This window comes from Vibrio sp. V30_P3S12P165 (assembly GCF_009904905.1).
Classification (GTDB): domain Bacteria; phylum Pseudomonadota; class Gammaproteobacteria; order Enterobacterales; family Vibrionaceae; genus Vibrio; species Vibrio fujianensis.
The window spans coordinates 45297-62536 of the sequence record NZ_WXWH01000030.1; the positions used below are offsets into that span (position 1 = coordinate 45297).

The 17240-nt window shown below is 43.0% G+C and carries 16 protein-coding genes; 14 read left to right on the top strand and 2 right to left on the bottom strand.

What is annotated here, in order from left to right:
• Nucleotides 1-44: 44 nt before the first annotated feature.
• From CAG57_RS05830 to CAG57_RS05845, 4 genes are all read left to right on the top strand, one after another.
• A complete protein-coding gene (locus CAG57_RS05830; RefSeq protein ID WP_161427343.1) occupies nt 45-1487 on the top strand; it encodes a sigma-54-dependent transcriptional regulator in 1443 nt (480 codons plus the stop codon).
• Nucleotides 1468-3507, top strand: a complete 2040-nt coding sequence (locus CAG57_RS05835) for a sensor histidine kinase (RefSeq protein WP_161427344.1) — start codon at nt 1468-1470, stop codon at nt 3505-3507. The genes CAG57_RS05830 and CAG57_RS05835 overlap by 20 nt, the downstream gene beginning before the upstream one ends.
• A 184-nt stretch (nt 3508-3691) precedes the next feature.
• Nucleotides 3692-5227 (top strand): methyl-accepting chemotaxis protein, encoded by a 1536-nt coding sequence (locus tag CAG57_RS05840; RefSeq protein WP_161439510.1) that lies wholly within the window; start codon nt 3692-3694, stop codon nt 5225-5227.
• A 66-nt stretch (nt 5228-5293) separates the two neighbouring features.
• Entirely contained in the window at nt 5294-6037 is a 744-nt protein-coding gene (locus tag CAG57_RS05845; protein WP_099612446.1) for a substrate-binding periplasmic protein, read from the top strand.
• Between the two features lie 194 nt (nt 6038-6231).
• Here the strand turns inward: CAG57_RS05845 and fdhD are convergent, their stop codons facing one another.
• The gene (fdhD, locus tag CAG57_RS05850) at nt 6232-7053 is read right to left on the bottom strand and encodes a formate dehydrogenase accessory sulfurtransferase FdhD (RefSeq protein WP_161428479.1); all 822 of its coding nucleotides are present in this window, start codon (nt 7051-7053) and stop codon (nt 6232-6234) included.
• A gap of 341 nt (nt 7054-7394) precedes the next feature.
• Between fdhD and CAG57_RS05855 the strand changes: the two genes are divergently transcribed.
• The 10 genes from CAG57_RS05855 (at nt 7395) to cobB (ending at nt 17021) form a co-directional block, all read left to right on the top strand.
• A complete protein-coding gene (locus CAG57_RS05855; RefSeq protein WP_161428480.1) occupies nt 7395-7856 on the top strand; it encodes a DUF3305 domain-containing protein in 462 nt (153 codons plus the stop codon).
• The gene (locus tag CAG57_RS05860; protein WP_161428481.1) at nt 7846-8346 is read left to right on the top strand and encodes a DUF3306 domain-containing protein; all 501 of its coding nucleotides are present in this window, start codon (nt 7846-7848) and stop codon (nt 8344-8346) included. The genes CAG57_RS05855 and CAG57_RS05860 overlap by 11 nt, the downstream gene beginning before the upstream one ends.
• 210 nt (nt 8347-8556) lie before the next feature.
• Entirely contained in the window at nt 8557-10218 is a 1662-nt protein-coding gene (locus tag CAG57_RS05865; RefSeq protein WP_161428482.1) for a 4Fe-4S binding protein, read from the top strand.
• A gap of 10 nt (nt 10219-10228) precedes the next feature.
• Nucleotides 10229-10846 carry a TorD/DmsD family molecular chaperone gene (locus tag CAG57_RS05870; RefSeq protein WP_237665784.1) on the top strand — a complete coding sequence of 206 codons (618 nt, stop codon included), beginning with the start codon at nt 10229-10231 and terminating at the stop codon, nt 10844-10846.
• Nucleotides 10847-10928: 82 nt separating this feature from the next.
• Nucleotides 10929-11129: a transcriptional initiation protein Tat gene (locus CAG57_RS05875; protein WP_099612442.1), complete on the top strand. Its 201-nt coding sequence runs from the start codon at nt 10929-10931 to the stop codon at nt 11127-11129.
• 9 nt (nt 11130-11138) lie between these two features.
• Nucleotides 11139-13994, top strand: coding sequence for a formate dehydrogenase subunit alpha (locus tag CAG57_RS05880; RefSeq protein ID WP_161428483.1), 2856 nt, complete (start codon nt 11139-11141; stop codon nt 13992-13994).
• Nucleotides 13995-14005: 11 nt separating this feature from the next.
• Nucleotides 14006-14614 (top strand): formate dehydrogenase FDH3 subunit beta, encoded by a 609-nt coding sequence (gene fdh3B, locus CAG57_RS05885; protein WP_099612440.1) that lies wholly within the window; start codon nt 14006-14008, stop codon nt 14612-14614.
• A 5-nt stretch (nt 14615-14619) separates the two neighbouring features.
• Nucleotides 14620-15693 (top strand): formate dehydrogenase subunit gamma, encoded by a 1074-nt coding sequence (locus tag CAG57_RS05890; protein ID WP_161428484.1) that lies wholly within the window; start codon nt 14620-14622, stop codon nt 15691-15693.
• Nucleotides 15677-16099, top strand: coding sequence for a hypothetical protein (locus CAG57_RS05895; RefSeq protein ID WP_161428486.1), 423 nt, complete (start codon nt 15677-15679; stop codon nt 16097-16099). The genes CAG57_RS05890 and CAG57_RS05895 overlap by 17 nt, the downstream gene beginning before the upstream one ends.
• Nucleotides 16100-16286: 187 nt before the next feature.
• Nucleotides 16287-17021, top strand: a complete 735-nt coding sequence (gene cobB, locus CAG57_RS05900; protein WP_161428485.1) for a Sir2 family NAD+-dependent deacetylase — start codon at nt 16287-16289, stop codon at nt 17019-17021.
• A gap of 78 nt (nt 17022-17099) precedes the next feature.
• On the opposite strand, the gene CAG57_RS05905 is transcribed toward cobB, so the two are convergent.
• Nucleotides 17100-17228, bottom strand: coding sequence for a DUF2474 domain-containing protein (locus CAG57_RS05905; RefSeq protein ID WP_099612437.1), 129 nt, complete (start codon nt 17226-17228; stop codon nt 17100-17102).
• Nucleotides 17229-17240: the final 12 nt, after the last annotated feature.

Sequence of the window (17240 nt, forward strand, 5' to 3'; positions counted from 1 at the left end):
GTTCATTGGGTCATTATGTCTATATGAGATGAATAGAGAGCAATATGTCTTACTTTAGTTGCAATAAGTCGATACAGCATTACCAAGCATTTTCCGTATTAGTGGTCGATGATGAAGTGGGGATGCAGTCGATTTTACAAAAAGCATTAAGCAAATGGTTTTCGAAAGTTGACTGCGCTGGATGTATTGACGAAGCGGAGCAATTACGTAGTGCAACTCATTATGATTTGATTATTTTGGATATTAACCTACCGGGACGATCGGGCATTGAGTGGGAAGCGATTTTTATCGATTCGGATCAAAAACCAGACGTAATCTTTATGACGGGGTATGCCGACTTAGAAACCGCTATTAGCGCGTTAAAGTTAGGAGCCGCCGACTTTATTCTTAAACCTTTTAATCTTGAGCAAATGTTACAAGCTGTCGAGCGATGCATGGACAAGCGGCTCAATCAGCGGATGCAATATGCGTTACAACGAGACTTTCAACGTCATTGCGCGACACAAATTTTAGGCCAATCAGAACAAACGGAACAGCTCAAACAGGTCATTGTCCAATTTGCACCGTCAAGAGCTTCCGTACTCATTGAAGGTGAATCGGGCACTGGGAAGGAACTTGTTGCCCGTAGCATTCATGAAGCGAGCGAGCGACAAGGGCCATTTGTTCCGGTTAATTGCGGGGCTATCGCTCCTGAATTATTAGAAAGTGAGCTATTTGGGCATACGCAGGGCGCATTTACTGGCGCGAAAAAACATCGGGAAGGATTATTTCGGGTTGCCAATGGTGGGACTCTTTTTTTAGATGAAATAGGAGAAATGCCCTTCAATATGCAATCTGCATTATTGCGTGTATTAGAACAACGAGCGATTCGTCCTGTTGGGTCAGAAAAGGAATTATCTATTGATGTGAGAGTGGTGGCAGCAACCAACCGAAATTTATATCAAGAAGTCGAAGAAGGCCGTTTCCGAGCCGATCTTTATTATCGACTCAACGTATTAAAAATTGAGGTATGCCCACTGCGTGAGAGAAAGCAGGATCTACAAGAATTAGTACCTTTCTTTACTCAAAAACTATGTGCAGAGCTTGCAATTCGCCCTCCCAAATGGGCTCATGAGGATATATTGGCGCTACATACTTACGATTGGCCTGGTAATATCCGAGAGTTAAAAAACTTGATTGAACGAAGCTTATTGCTGGGCCAACCCTTGGCCCACCACTGGCAAGAGCCGATTAATCGGCCAGTATCGGATTCAGTGACAATGTCACACGGTGGGGAGCCAAATAGCGCCTCAGCGTCGGCCACTTTAGGGGGACAAGGATATCCAGACCACTGGAGTTTAAAACAGGTAGAAAAGGCGCACATTGAACAAATTGTTACTCGGCATCAGGGCAATAAATCGGCAGCCGCTCGAGATTTAGGCGTAGCGCGTAAAACTTTAGAACGAAAATTTAAAGAATGGGAACATGATGAACAATTCATGTCATGAAAACGCTTGGTGGCATAAATGGCAACGCCGATTTAAAACCATGGTTCGTTATCGTTTACTGATCCTTACCTCATTACCGATTGGCTTGACGCTGGTTGCACTGCTCACGATTAGCTTGTATTGGTCGTTACATTACACATGGCAAAGTGTCATGGTGGATATTTCTGAACGGTTAGGTGTGGCCGAAAATAGCATCGCTCTATTACAAAAAAGACAAGCCGACGCTATCCATGCTTTTGCTGATTCGTATCATTTTCAACATCAGATAAAGCAAGGTAAGGCGTATGAGGAGGACTTTACACAGTGGGTACAGCAGCAGAAAAAACAGTATCAGTTAGATTTTCTACATTTTGAGCCGATCCACACTTTAGCACAGCAGTTTCGCTATCTAGACTTAACTCGAAGGGCATCATTTTTTGATGTTTTAAGCCAGACTGAACTGCAACAATTAGACCCTGATTTGGTCAGCCGAGCTCAGATTCCTATCTTGAATGGTCATGAAATAGAACAACGAGGATTAGTCAGTCGTACCGTTATCCCGGTAAAAAATGATCAACAAAGAATGATAGGATTTTTAGATGGCGGCATATTACTCAACAATAGTACCCTGCTCGTCGATCAAATTCGTGATTTAATTTATCCCAACCAGTCGTATAGCCCAGAGGGAACATTAACTCTTTTTCTTGATGATTTGCGCGTGAGTACCAATGTTCCGTTAGATAGCAATAAACAAGTCGGCAGAGCAATCGGCACTTACGCTTCCGCTGAGGTGGTCGAGCAAGTCCTGCAACAAGGAACACAGTGGGTAGATAAGGCTTATGTTTATGATGCTTGGTACATCAGTGCTTATCAGCCTATCTATGATCAATACCATCAAGTGGTCGGTATGGTTTATACCGGCTATTTATTGTGGCCTTTTATTCAAACCTATCTCACTAACATGATAGAGATGGGGAGTATCACATTGATTGTATTGCTGATTTCAGGACTGTTTGTTTACCGTGGGGCGCGCGATCTTTTTCGTCCGATTGAGCAAATTCATCGCGTTGTCAAATTAGTGCAGATGGGAAAGAATCAGCGGATTGGTTCACTGGGATTAGATGAAAAGCATGAACTAGCACAACTGGCTAAACAGTTTGACAACATGCTCGATTTACTGCAGCAACGCAAAGAGCAAATTCAACATGCCGCCCATCAACTCGAGGAAAAGGTGCACTCAAGGACGGTCAGCTTGCACGAAAAAACACGGCAACTTGAGCATCATATTCAATTACTTAATCAAACCCGAACACAGTTAGTTGTACATGAAAAACTCGCCGCGCTTGGTGAGCTAACTGCCGGCATTGCCCATGAAATTAATAATCCTACCGCGGTTATTTTAGGCAATGCAGAACTGATACGCTTTGAGTTAGGTGCAGATGCACAACGGGTTGAAGAAGAAATTGACACCATTTTACTGCAAGTGGATCGTATTCGTAACATTACTCGTAGTTTATTGCAATATAGCCGCCATGGAGGCGTTCAAGATGAAATTACTTGGCAGCATGTGAATCCGATCATCGAAGAAAGCATAACTTTAGTAAAAGCGGGCAGTAAAAAACGAGACGTGGTGTTTATTACTCAATTACAGGCCCAGTGTTCAGTCGAAGTTAACCGTCACCACCTGTTACAAATTCTGGTCAACTTACAAATGAATGCGATTCATGCTATGCAAGGACAAGGTCAATTAACCATTCATAGTGAAGATTGGATTGAATCTAATCATACTTTTGGTGCGGTGATTCATGTAAAAGATGAAGGATGTGGCATTAAGCCTGAGCATTTAACTCGAGTGTTCGACCCTTTCTATACGACGAAGAGAGATGGAACCGGGCTCGGGTTGTCTGTTTCACAAAGCTTAATCAGTCAAGTCGGAGGAGAGATCCGAGTCCAATCAGTTTACGGTGAAGGTAGTGTTTTTAGTATTTATCTTCCAGCTAAAGTGTCCCATTCATTACCAATAAACCAACGAGTGGGCTAAAACTTTTAATCGAGATGCTCTTTGAGCGTTTGATGGAGCATGGCATAAACGTTTATCCTATTATAAACCGCATTCATGCTCTTACTGGCCCATGCTGAACAGTGATGCAATTAATTTAAGTAAAATTAGCCTCATATAAAACACCGACTATACTTAAATCGATATGATGTGTATTGGAGTCATTATGCTTAAAAGTGTTCAGGTGATTTTCTTTACCCAGATGGTGTTGTGGGTGACGCTGATTTTGCTCAGCATGGGGTTTATGAAGTATCAGGTGTATCACCATCAACTTTATCAATCCTTAACTCAAGATGTGAATCATACAGTCAACCGTCTTTCGATCAGCTTGTCGAAACCCATTTGGGATTTTGACTTTGAGGGCGCAAAATCGATTGTATTATCTGAATTAAATAATGTCATTATTTCCGCTATCCAAATTAAAGATAGCGATGGCCGTAGCATCATTTTCTTTCATAATGCCCCTGATTTTCCTGAAGTTCGTGAATTATCTCCATCGCTTTATACTGGAACAAAAGAGAGCGATTTTTTTGTTGATGATTTTGGTGAAAAAAAACGGGTTGGGTCGATCACGCTTTATTACAACGACTTTAATATTGATACACAATTAAAGGGATTAATGAAAAATGTCATTATGGAAGTGGTGATCCTAGACCTATCGATTATTATTATCACATTATTACTATTGAGATTTACCGTTCTTAGACCGCTTAAAATTTTAACGCAACGAGTATCCGATTTAGCATCTGGAAATGGTGATCTTACAAAACGAATTCAATTGTCTAAGCTACATGAATTTAAAGAAATTACATTAGGAATTAATCGATTTACTGAATCTCTAGAAGGAATTGTCAAGCAGATAATCCATTCGACTGATACGTTAACACAGTCATCTCACTCTGGGTGTGAACTGGCTAGAAATAATTCGGCGAGTTTGAAGGAGCAGAAATCCACATTAGCGAAGATTTCACAATCGGCCGATGAGATTCAGCACTCCGTAAAACAAGTTACCGATGTAGCGCTTAATTGTGCGCAACAGGCGGTCTCTTCTAATCAGCTGACCAGTCGCATGCATCAATCGATAGAATCGACCTCCAGTGAACTACAACTCGTACAACAAAAGATGTTGCAGCTCAACAACACCATGAATCAATTGAATGCAGAAGGTGAAAAAATCAATACCATTCTTAATGTGATTAATGATATTTCTGAACAGACCAATTTATTAGCCTTGAATGCAGCCATTGAAGCGGCACGAGCAGGAGAACAAGGAAGAGGATTTGCTGTTGTAGCGGATGAAGTCCGTAATTTAGCGGTAAAAACGGGTCACTCGACAGAACAGATAAAAGCGAATATTAATACACTAAATGCAACAACTTCCATTGTGGAAAATGAGCTGGAAGATATTGCCATGTCCTTAAAGCACACGTCCGAACATTTTGCTAGTTCTCATCAAGTGATTGAAGAAATGAGCGAATTATCTAAAAAAATTCAAGATGAAAACCAGTATGTCGCGACACTGGCCGAACAGCAAAACGCGGCAATTAATAATATCAATACGTCATTACGGGCGGTGACTGACTCATCTCAAGATGTGTCTATCGGCGCTGAATCCACGTTAGAAATGACGAGTGAAATAATCAGAATCGGAGAGGATATTACTCAACAGCTCAATCAATTTAAAACGAATTATGATCAGTAGATTGTTATAGGGACATGGTCAATTCAATGAGTATTTAACGTTTAATGGAATAGGAAGGAATATAGTATGAAAATTAAATTTATCTTAACGGCGGTTTTATTATGTTTTTCTTCAATAGCAATATCGGCCAGTTTGAGTTCCCTTAAATTTATCACTGAAAATTACCCTCCCTTCAATTATGAGCAAAAAGGGCAATTAACCGGTATTGCGATTGATATATTAGAACATGCAACTCAAGCGGTAAATGATCCCGTCAATCGTCAAGATGTCAGTTTACAACCTTGGGCGAGAGGTTATGCTTCGGCATTAAATACACCTAATACGGTATTATTTTCGATGACGAGAACCGACGCTAGAGAAAACTTATTCAAATGGGCTGGCCCTATTGTCGAAAGTCGTATTGTCTTGTGGGCAGCGAAGGATCGTCAAATTAAGCTCTCATCGATCACCGATGTGAATAACTATCGAGTTGGGGTTGTACGAGAAGATATTGGAGAGCAGCTATTAAAAAGTGCAGGAGTTAACGATAATGTATTACGTTCATCAGCCACACCAGAAATGGTTGTTCGTCAATTAGATGCTCAACGTATTGATTTATGGGCTTATGGTGATAATGTGGGAGCATTTATTATGAGGGAGCATAATATTGATCCCAATAATTATGAAATTGTCTATGTCCTGCATGAATCGCAAACCTATTTTGCTTTTCATAAAGACACCCCCGATGAGTATGTCAGTAAAATTCAGCAAGGCATTGATATTATAAAAGAAAATAATAAGCTTAATCAGATAATCGACAGCTATCGTTAATAACTATATAAATAATAACTATATAAACAATAACTATACCCAAACAACTTGAGGTGATAGGTAGACGGCCAGTAAGTGAGTCCCCATGAGCATAGGCAGACGATGCGATTGGGGGTGAACGAGCGTAGCCAACACTGCGGTAGCTTCAAGTCAGCAGGGTATCGCACCATTGTTTGTTATTATTCCTTTGGAGATTAACTTTTCACATCAAAATCTACTTTTCTCGCACCGCTATAAATCTCAAATCTTAATCCTTTGGCTCGCGCAATGGTGGTAATACCAAATTGATTCGCAAGATCTAACCCCATTTGAGTCACGCCGGAACGAGAAAGCAGAACGGGTATTCCCATCTGTGCAACTTTAATCACCATCTCTGAAGTTAAACGGCCCGTCGTGTAGAAAATTTTATCTTCCCCAGTATCACCGTTTAACCATAATTCACCGGCTAACGTATCAACCGCGTTATGTCGGCCAACATCTTCAACAAAAGAGAGTACGCGGTTATCTTGACAAATAGCGCAACCGTGTACCGCGCCAGCTTTACGGTAAGTATCGTTATAGTGAGTTAATGCCTCTAAAGCGGCGTATATTTGTGATTGTTTCAGATCAGTCTGTGGAACTCGATACCCTTCAAGTTGTTGCATCACATTGCCATACATTGTCCCTTGTCCACAGCCAGATGTGACGGTTTTTTTCTTAAGCGCAGGCTCAACGCGTGCAATGTTTTCTTCAGTGATGACTGCGGCAGAATGGGTTTGCCAGTCAATAATGACTGATTTCAGCTTACTCGGATCAGAAATAAAGCCTTGATTTTTTAAGTAGCCAAGAACTAAAGCTTCGGGACGAGAGCCAAGAGTCATGAGCGTGACCACTTCTTTCCAGTTTAACAATACTGTTAAAGGGCGTTCACAAGCGATGGATTTGGTCAATGGTTCTCCATATTGATCGTACACTATGACATCGATGGTTTGTTGAGGGTTTTCACTCGGTTTTATGGTCGAAAATGTGTTAGGCACCGTGGCTTCCTATCAATGTGATTACTTAAGCTTTAGTCTGTGTATCGTATGCCAAGTCAGAGCAAATATCATTCCATGATTAACCTTGGGTCGGTTTGTTATCCCCCAACAACTTGGAATTGCAGGTCGGCAAGTGATGATAAATTGTCTGGAAAAATTTGCCCTAAGGTCTGTTGAGAAGCAATCCCATAAGCATAGACAGGCGAGATCATTGGAGTGAACGAACATAACCCACACCGCTGTCGCTTCAAGTAGGAAGGATATATGTGGCTTAATAATTGCTTGGTTTAGCTATTGTTGATCGTTTGATTCTAAATATTTTGCATGAGGGATTAGTGCTTATGCCTGTAAACGTTCCATGTACTGAATTACCAACCAAAACAGACTCGCAATGGCCGATCCGTTGTCAGCTCGTGTTGCAAGAGGTTCAAGTGGGGCGGTGGATGACCGCTCAATGGCAGTTAGTCGGATTTGATTTAGCCCCAACCGCCTCCGATATAGCTTGGTTGACGTTGCAACTCTTTAGAGATGAACGGACGGATTACCGCTTTAATCTTAGTTCTCGTGAGCCCAAACTGTTTGTTATCTTAGAAAACCTAACCGAGCCAGAAGCGAAATTAGTTCGCTTAACCGCTGCACAAAATGTGGCGGCTCGTTATATGGATAGTGATTATATTGTCCTTTCCGCACCCATGCCACTTGCAGTACAGGCTTGGATGGAAGCTTATATTGGTCGCGAAGGTGAGTTGTTGGCGTGTCAAACTAAAAAGCGCAAGGGCGCAGGGAGAGCCAGTGGCAAGTAGTACTTTTTTCCATCGTTGGTCAAAACGTAAATTAAATCAAGAAGAGGAAAAACAACCTCTTCAAGCGACCTTTAAAAGTGATGCCTCGAGATTGGCTTCTGCCTCTCGTGATGACAGGAGTGACGATAATGCTGTGCAAACCGTAGCGGTTGACGATCCAAACCCATCAAGGATAACAAAAGAAGAAGGAACGCTTTCTTCACTATTACTTTCGCAGGCATCACAAGAAATAAAGAAAACGGCCCTACGCGAGCTTTTTTTTAATGGTGACTTTAACCAGCGTGATCAGTTGGATGATTACGATGACGATTATCATGATCAGACCAACTTAGCGAGCGAAATCTCGAAAACATTAAGAGAGTGGCTAGATGAAACGCAAACATCGACAGATCAATTGGCAAAGATAAGCAAAGAGCCATCCAGCAGCCAGGGTCAGGCAGAAGAAGCGAAGCTGCCTTCATCGCTTTTACCTGAACACGAGGCTAAATAAAATGTTCTATAAAAAGTAGGGACATTTTGACCAAGTGGTTCGAACCGTCCTAAGACAAAATGTCTCACTGGTTATGTTTCTTCACTATCTTGTTTTGGATCATAGCTAACACATTAATAATAAAAGTGTTTTTTGTTGGAATGTTATTTGCTAGCTCTATGTAATAACTAAGAGCAGGCCAATGAGTCTGCTTATATATGGAATAGAGCAATGTTAAATGATTATTTACAACAAGCGGCGTCACAAGCGGGTCAAGCCCGTTGGTATGCGCTACAAAATACAGTTGAGCTTAATAATTTAATTCCTCCTACGGTGAGTTATCAAAGTGGTGGCCATACATTGATTATTGGCCCAACCAGCCTAGTTGAGCGGGCTGCCCAGCAATTGTCATCAATGCGTTCTGTCACACTTCTTTCCATTGATGGAGAAGCGGGCGACATGGAATCGTTGTATTTCGCCGATGCTGTACAAATCAGCGGGTATCTCGGTGCTTTCCTAGTCCAAGTTGACAATCATGGGTTAACAACCAATTTAGCCGATGTGTCGATTTCGCAAGCGCACTTCGATATTGTGCTCGATTTATCTTTGAATGGTGTGATGAAAGAAGAAGTTCCTGTCCCCGGCTATTTTCCTGTTGGTAGCGGTGGGTCTAAGCTCGCAGAGGCTTTAGAAACGATCCCAACCTTAATCGGGACGTTTGATAAACCGAAATATTTTCGCCTTGATATTCATTTATGTGCCCATAGCTCACGCGGTGTAAAGGGATGTGAGCGTTGTGTTGATGCTTGTCCTGCGGGGGCATTATCAAGTGAGGGCTCGTCGCAAACGGGGCATTACATCCAGATAAACCCTTATCTATGCCAAGGTGTGGGGACCTGCGCTACCGCGTGTCCAACCGAAGCGATTCATTATGCATTGCCAAACCCGACAGATACGCAAAAATTTATTGAGCGCTTACTGAAACATTACTTCCAAGCTCAAGGTGAAAAGCCGATTGTATTATTTTGCAGTGAACGCCACGAAAAATACAACCTTATGGCGCTAAGAGCCTTACCTGATAATGTGATCCCAGTGCTTTTAGAAGAACTCCCTTCGGTGGGAATGGATACTTGGTTTGCCGCATTAGTTAATGGTGCGACTCAAGTTTTGTTTGCAGCAAGTCATCATATGCCTCAAACGATTTTGCGAGTACTAAATCAAGAGGTTGCATTAGCACAGACTTTGCTCGAATCATTGGGGATAGCCAAGGAAACGATCGATATTCTCTATCTAGAATCATTGCGTGACAGTGCTCCGACATTATGCACAGATGATTTTGATTTACGAATAGGAGAGCTTTCTGGGAATAAACGCCAGCGGTTATACCAAGCCTTAGATGGATTCGTTTCCTTATTACCGCAGCCGCCAGAAATGTTGCCGCTTAGCCATTCAGCCCCTTTTGGCCGGATTGAATGCGCAAGCCAAGATTGTACCTTATGCATGAGTTGTGTCGCCGTGTGTCCGACTCGAGCCCTACACCACAGTGGTGATATTCCATCATTAAATTTTGTTGAGCAAGATTGTGTGCAGTGTGGCTTGTGTGTTGCTGCCTGTCCAGAAAAAGCGTTAACGGCAATACCTCGCATGAATTGGAATGCGTCGGAGCGTCGGTCGGTTCAAGTTTTACACCAAGAACAACCTGCTCGTTGTCTACGTTGTCATAAAGCATTTGCTCCGCAATCGATGATCTTTATGTTACAAGATAAGTTACGCGGTCACTCTCACTTTTCTGATCAAACTGCGATAAACCGAATCGCTATGTGTGAAGATTGCCGAGTTATCGATATTTTTGAATCTATGGCAGAAAACCCAGAGCAACAACTCCACTATTGAGGTCGTTATAATGGAACAAGCAGACGCAATGCGCGCCGACATCTATCTTCTTTTAGCTGCATTATTTCGCCGTGCTCCTAACCAGCAGCAAAAAGAGTTTCTTGCCGAATTAGAGGTTGAAGAGGGTACGAGTGTCATCAGTCAGGCATGGCTTGATGTAGCGAATGCGGCACGTCAATCCGATCTCAATCAATTAGAAGAGGAATATCAAACAGTCTTTATTGGTATTGGTCGGGGTGAAGTTGTGCCTTTTGCCTCATGGCACATGACAGGGTCTTTAATGGAAAAACCATTGGCTGAGCTTCGTCAACATATGGCTGAACTCGGTTTGTCACGCAATGATGTGGTCAAAGAGCCAGAGGACCATATCTCTGCCTTGTGTGAAAGTATGGCTTTTTTAATTACTGAATCCTCCGATCATCAACAACCTTTTTTCAATCGTCATATCGCTCCATGGTTTGTAAAGTTGGCGCAACAAATTGAACAGGCGGCACATGCTCATTTTTATCGCGCAATTGGCGCTTTAATGCAGGCTTTTTTTTACTTAGAGCAAATTCAAATGAGCCCAGTAACCATGGCCAGTAAACCGAATACTCATACCATGAGAGTCAAAAATTTAGTCCAGTAGTCAGTCGTACATAATAACCGTTAGTAGACCAGCCGATGGCTACGACCTCTAGGTTACTTAGAACGGGAAAAGGAAGCAAAGTATGAAAAAAGCACAACAACCTATCAATACCAGTAGACGAGAGATGCTAAAAAGTTTAGCCAGTGCTGCCGTTGCTGGTGGTGTGATTACCAGTGTTGGCCAATCTGCCATTGCGGCTGAGCCACAGCCCGAAAGCGAACCAAAATTAAAAAAAGGTTATCACGAAACCCAACATATCCGCGATTATTACGAAACATTATAGGAGAGCGTGATGAAACTCATTAAACGTTCTGAACAGAAAGAGAAGCAGCCCAATAGGTTAGGTCTTAGTCGTCGAACTTTTATAAAAAATAGTTCACTTGCTGCTGGCGGTGCGGTGGTCGGTTCAGCGCTCTTTGCTCCGGGAATGATCAAAAAAGCCCAAGCCAATACGGTTAAGCGTGATGTAAAAACAGAGATTAAACGAACCATTTGCTCTCATTGTTCGGTCGGTTGTGGTATTTATGCTGAAGTACAAAATGGTGTATGGACGGGGCAAGAGCCGGCGTTTGATCACCCGTTTAACGCGGGCGGACATTGTGCTAAAGGAGCGGCGCTGCGTGAACATGGTCATGGCGAAAGACGACTAAAATATCCGATGAAGCTTGAAGGTGGCCAATGGAAACGACTTTCATGGCAGCAGGCGATTGATGAAATAGGCGATGAATTATTAAAAATCCGTCAACAATCAGGACCAGATTCAGTTTATTGGCTAGGCAGTGCTAAGCATAGTAACGAACAAGCCTACCTATTTAGAAAAATGGCTTCATTGTGGGGAACCAATAACGTCGATCACCAAGCTCGTATTTGTCACTCCACGACGGTCGCAGGGGTTGCGAACACTTGGGGTTATGGTGCAATGACCAACTCATTTAATGATATGCACAATAGTAAATCGATTCTATTTATTGGTTCTAATCCCGCTGAAGCTCATCCCGTTGCGATGCAGCACATTTTGATCGCTAAAGAAAAGAATAATTGTAAGATCGTTGTTGCCGATCCTCGTCGGACGCGCACGGCAGCCAAAGCCGATCACTATGTCTCTCTTCGACCCGGTACCGATGTGGCATTTATTTGGGGTGTGCTTTGGCATGTATTTAACAATCAATGGGAAGATAAAGACTTCATTCGCCAGCGTGTTTTTGGCATGGAGGAAATTCGCCAAGAGGTAGCAAAATGGCATCCTAAAGAAGTCGAGCGCGTCACCGGGGTGAGTGAACAGGATGTTTATCAAACCGCTAAATTGCTTTCTGAACACCGTCCTGGTTGTGTCGTCTGGTGTATGGGTGGCACACAACATACGACAGGTAATAATAATACCCGTGCCTATTGTGTGCTTGAACTCGCGCTCGGTAACTTAGGCAAAGCCGGCGGTGGCGCGAATATTTTCCGTGGTCATGACAATGTGCAAGGCGCAACCGATTTGGGTGTATTGGCTGATTCTCTCCCTGGTTATTACGGTCTATCTGAGGGAGCGTGGCGTCATTGGGCCAAAGTATGGGATTTAGATTTCGATTGGATTGCAAATCGATTTGATAGTGGTACGTATGGAGGCAGCAAGCCGATGAATACCTTTGGTATTCCGGTTTCTCGTTGGATAGATGGAGTTTTAGAAGATAAACATAATATTCAACAGCGAGAGAATATTCGAGCTATGTTTTATTGGGGCCATGCAGTGAACTCCCAAACGCGTGGTGTCGAAATGAAAAAAGCCATGCAAAAGCTCGATATGATGGTGATTGTGGATCCGTATCCAACCGTGGCAGCGGTTATGAACGAGCGTCATGACGGTGTGTATTTATTGCCAGCGACCACGCAATTTGAAACTTATGGTAGCGTGACGGCATCTAACCGGTCTATTCAGTGGCGAGATCAAGTCATTGAACCGCTGTTTGAGTCGAAACCAGACCATGAAATTATGTATCTGCTCAGTAAAAAATTAGGATTTTCGCAGCAGCTCTTTAAGCATATTCATGTTGAAAACGATCAACCTCTTATTGAAGATCTTACCCGTGAGTTTAATAGAGGCATGTGGACCATCGGTTATACTGGTCAAAGTCCTGAGCGCTTGAAAGCTCATCAACAAAATTGGCATACCTTCCATAAGACGACGTTACAAGCGGAAGGCGGCCCCATTCATGGTGAAACTTATGGTTTGCCTTGGCCATGTTGGGGCACGCCTGAGTTAAAACATCCAGGAACTCATATTCTTTATGATACCTCTAAACCCGTCGCTTTAGGTGGCGGTACATTTCGTGCGCGTTATGGGGTCGAATTTGAAGGTCAATCATTATTGGCAGAAGAGAGTTTTTCTCAGGGGAGTGAAATTGAAGATGGCTATCCAGAGTTTAATGACAAACTCTTGAAGCACCTTGGTTGGTGGAATGACCTTACCGAGTCAGAAAAAATGGCTGCTGAAGGTAAAAATTGGAAAACAGATTTGTCTGGTGGCATTCAGCGCGTGGCGATTAAACATGGTTGCATTCCCTTTGGTAACGCAAAGGCGCGAGCCATTGTGTGGACTTTCCCTGATCGAGTGCCTTTACACCGTGAACCGCTTTATACCCCTCGCCGAGATCTGATCGCCGATTATCCAACTTGGGACGATAAAGACGCCATCTTTAGGATGCCGACGTTATATAAATCCATTCAAGACATCGATAAATCGCAAGAATACCCGATCATCCTGACCTCCGGTCGTCTGGTTGAGTATGAAGGTGGTGGCGAAGAAACTCGCTCAAATCCTTGGTTGGCAGAGCTACAGCAAGAGATGTTTGTTGAGGTAAACCCGAAAGATGCCAACGATCTAGGTTTTAAAGATGGTGATATGGTGTGGGTCGAAGGCGCAGAAAAAGGTCGTATTCATGTTAAAGCCATGGTTACCCGTCGAGTGAAGCCGGGTATGGCCTTTATTCCTTTCCATTTTGGAGGCAAGTTTCAAGGTGAAGATTTGCGTCATAAATATCCAGAAGGTACTGATCCTTATGTCATTGGTGAGTCAGCAAATATTGCGACCACTTATGGTTATGATCCGGTAACTCAGATGCAAGAAACCAAAGTCACCCTCTGTAATATTCGTAAAGCGTAAGGAGCGAACCAATGGCTAGAATGAAATTCCTTTGTGATACCAAGCGCTGTATTGAGTGCAATGGCTGCGTTACTGCTTGTAAAAATGAAAATGATGATGCCTTAGAGTGGGGGATTCAGCGGCGACGTGTGGTGACACTCAATGATGGGGAGCCCGGAGAAAACTCAATCTCGGTTGCTTGCATGCACTGTACTGATGCGCCTTGCATGGCGGTTTGTCCGGCAGATTGTTTTGTTCACACCGACGACGGCATTGTTTTACATAACAAAGATCTCTGTATTGGTTGCGGTTATTGCTTGTTTGCATGTCCGTTTGGAGCACCTCAATTCCCTAAACAAAGCGCATTTGGTGAACGAGGGAAAATGGATAAATGTACATTCTGTGCTGGTGGGCCAGAGACAGAACCCGGTTCAGAAGAAGAACGTCGCAAATATGGAGCCAATCGTATTGCAGAAGGGAAACTCCCTATGTGTGCATCTTTATGTTCAACTAAGGCACTACTTGCAGGTGATGCGGAAAAAGTGTCTGATATTTTTCGTCAACGTGTGGTAGAGCGAGGTGCTAAAGGGGCCGGATGGACAGATGGTGAAGATCTTGCTTTTGATGCGACAAGGAGCTAATCGGTATGCGACACAAGATAGTGTGGGCCACACAATTTATGTTACCGATACTGGTAGTGTGGTTGAGCCTTTTGGCTCTACCCTCTAATGCTAAAGAAGGGGCTCAATCGGAAGTGGCACAACGAGAGATCACTCAGCTCGCAGGCGCAGATTATTGGCGACAAGTTCGACAGGGACAAGAAGGCTATACCACTTCGACATTTCCAGAGCATGGTATTTTGATCAGCGCGCCAGGAGAAACTTGGTTTGTGCTAAAAGAAAAATGGATGTCCCCCGCGGGAGCGATTGCTATTTTTGGTAGTATATCCATGGTCGTTATGGCCTACTGGTTATTAGGGCCGCTGATGCTGAGCCAACCGCGCACCGGGCGAAAACTCACTCGCTGGTCTCGATTAGACAGAGCCTTGCACTGGTGCATGGCGTTTACTTTTTTGACCCTAGCCTTTAGTGGCTTAATGCTTGTTTATGGGAAACACTTTCTCAAGCCTTATATTCCAACAGACTGGTGGGGAATGGTGATTTACTCAGCAAAACAATACCATAACTACATAGGGCCCTTGTTCTTTATTTTGTTGATCTTGATTTTATTGAAGTGGTGGCGAAAATCATTATTTAACAAAATCGATATTCAGTGGTTCCTTAAATTGGGTGGAATGGCTGGAAAATATAAGGGAACACACCCTTCTGCCGGTTTTTCTAATGGCGGAGAAAAAGCCATTTATTGGTTATTAATTGTGTTTGGAACTTTCGCGGCTATCAGCGGGTTGATCCTAGATTTTCCTATTTTTGGTCAAACACGGCGAGATATGGAATTGTCTAATTTAATCCATATGGTCTCTGCGTTGATTTTGATCTGTGGGTTTATCTTCCATATCTATATTGGGTTATTTGGCATGGAAGGAGCACTTGAAGGAATGGTGACAGGAAAAGTCGATGAAACATGGGCGAAAGAGCATCATGATTTATGGTATGAGGAGATGGACGCTCAAGGTAAGATCGAAGCAGTAGATAAAGCAGCACCTGATCAAACAAGGAATCATACCGAAAAAGGAGGAGAGAATGATGTTGCCCGCGAATAAGAACAAATCGGTATGGTTCGTTTATATTGCTAGTCTGTTAACACCATTAACCTGCTTATTATCTGGTGTGGTGGGGATTATCTACGCAGGATATCGGCTTGATAAAAACCAAGATGGTGAGGTTGCCAACTCTCACTACTATGGATTAATTCGTACGTTCTTCCTCTTCTTAACCTTTTTCGTTGTTTTGATTGTCACAGTCGCGACCACAAATGGAGTGATTATGGGGGTCAATCGCTATTGGTTTAGTAATGCATGGCTAGCCGCTGTTGGTCATGCTATCCCTTATGTGGGAGTGGCCATCGCTGCTGGAGCCATAACATTATGGATTTTTCGGATGATTCAAGGAATGAAACAATTGCAAGCTAATATTCTCCATCAGCCGTCAAAAGGGCCTAATCTGTAAATGAGCGACGTATAAAACCAATGCCTTAGTATTCGAACTGAAACACCCAGCTTGTCTGGGTGTTTTTTCAGCGTTAAACGTGATGTAGGTAGTCAAAAGTACTACTATTGTCTAATCCAGAAAACTAGGTTGACGCTTACAATCGATGTTAAGCTAGTTCTAATATAGTGAAGAGAAGGAATATGGTATGAACTTTCCCTATCAAAATATTGTTGTACTAACCGGTGCGGGGATTTCTGCCGAGTCTGGTATTCAAACGTTTCGAGCTCAAGATGGTTTATGGGAAAATCATCGTATTGAAGACGTAGCCACACCAGAAGGATTTGAACGTGATCCTGATCTGGTACAAACGTTTTATAATCAACGTCGTCGCAAGTTACAGTCAGCAACGATAGCGCCCAATGCTGCACATATTGCTTTAGGCGAGTTAGAAAAAAAACTTCATGGCCAAGTTACCATCATCACTCAGAATATCGATAACCTCCACGAACGAGGAGGCTGTCATAATGTCATCCACATGCATGGAGAACTATTAAAAGCGCGATGCAGTGTTTCTAATCAAGTGATTGAGCAGCAGGATGATTTAAACATGGGAGATCTATGCCATTGCTGCCAAATTCCGCAACAGCTACGGCCTCACATTGTTTGGTTTGGGGAGATGCCATTACGTATGGGAGATATTTACACCGCGTTAGAGCAGGCCGATTTGTTTATTTCCATTGGCACTTCCGGTGTTGTCTATCCTGCTGCAGGATTTGTGCATGATGCAAGAATGCATGGTGCACATACCATCGAAATTAATCTTGAACCGAGTGCTGTGGAAAGTGAATTTGCAGAGAAACGTTATGGCAAGGCGAGCATTGAAGTGCCTCGTTTAGTTGATGAATTATTAGCTTTACAAACCGAATCGAAGCCCGCCTAAGGTTGCCCTTTGACACCATGGCGAACCTATTAATAGTGTTCGCCTTCAATCAGAAATATTTTGATTTGGTGAGGCTGGTTAAGTGTTTAATCCCGCAGCTGTCATCATGATTCGAAATAGGCTTGAAATAATACCTAACGCGAGAACACTGCCACCCCAAAGACCGATCATCCATGCCCATTGGATACACCATTGTTTTATCTTCATAGAGACTCCTTA

What these genes read in the sequence shown, in the direction of transcription:
- CAG57_RS05830 (WP_161427343.1), top strand. Translation starts at nt 45, where the DNA reads ATGTCTTACTTTAGTTGCAATAAGTCGATACAGCATTACCAAGCATTT.
- CAG57_RS05835 (WP_161427344.1), top strand. Translation starts at nt 1,468, where the DNA reads ATGAACAATTCATGTCATGAAAACGCTTGGTGGCATAAATGGCAACGC.
- CAG57_RS05840 (WP_161439510.1), top strand. Translation starts at nt 3,692, where the DNA reads ATGCTTAAAAGTGTTCAGGTGATTTTCTTTACCCAGATGGTGTTGTGG.
- CAG57_RS05845 (WP_099612446.1), top strand. Translation starts at nt 5,294, where the DNA reads ATGAAAATTAAATTTATCTTAACGGCGGTTTTATTATGTTTTTCTTCA.
- CAG57_RS05855 (WP_161428480.1), top strand. Translation starts at nt 7,395, where the DNA reads ATGCCTGTAAACGTTCCATGTACTGAATTACCAACCAAAACAGACTCG.
- CAG57_RS05865 (WP_161428482.1), top strand. Translation starts at nt 8,557, where the DNA reads ATGTTAAATGATTATTTACAACAAGCGGCGTCACAAGCGGGTCAAGCC.
- CAG57_RS05870 (WP_237665784.1), top strand. Translation starts at nt 10,229, where the DNA reads ATGGAACAAGCAGACGCAATGCGCGCCGACATCTATCTTCTTTTAGCT.
- CAG57_RS05875 (WP_099612442.1), top strand. Translation starts at nt 10,929, where the DNA reads ATGAAAAAAGCACAACAACCTATCAATACCAGTAGACGAGAGATGCTA.
- CAG57_RS05880 (WP_161428483.1), top strand. Translation starts at nt 11,139, where the DNA reads ATGAAACTCATTAAACGTTCTGAACAGAAAGAGAAGCAGCCCAATAGG.
- fdh3B (WP_099612440.1), top strand. Translation starts at nt 14,006, where the DNA reads ATGGCTAGAATGAAATTCCTTTGTGATACCAAGCGCTGTATTGAGTGC.
- CAG57_RS05890 (WP_161428484.1), top strand. Translation starts at nt 14,620, where the DNA reads ATGCGACACAAGATAGTGTGGGCCACACAATTTATGTTACCGATACTG.
- CAG57_RS05895 (WP_161428486.1), top strand. Translation starts at nt 15,677, where the DNA reads ATGTTGCCCGCGAATAAGAACAAATCGGTATGGTTCGTTTATATTGCT.
- cobB (WP_161428485.1), top strand. Translation starts at nt 16,287, where the DNA reads ATGAACTTTCCCTATCAAAATATTGTTGTACTAACCGGTGCGGGGATT.
- CAG57_RS05905 (WP_099612437.1), bottom strand. Translation starts at nt 17,228, where the DNA reads ATGAAGATAAAACAATGGTGTATCCAATGGGCATGGATGATCGGTCTT.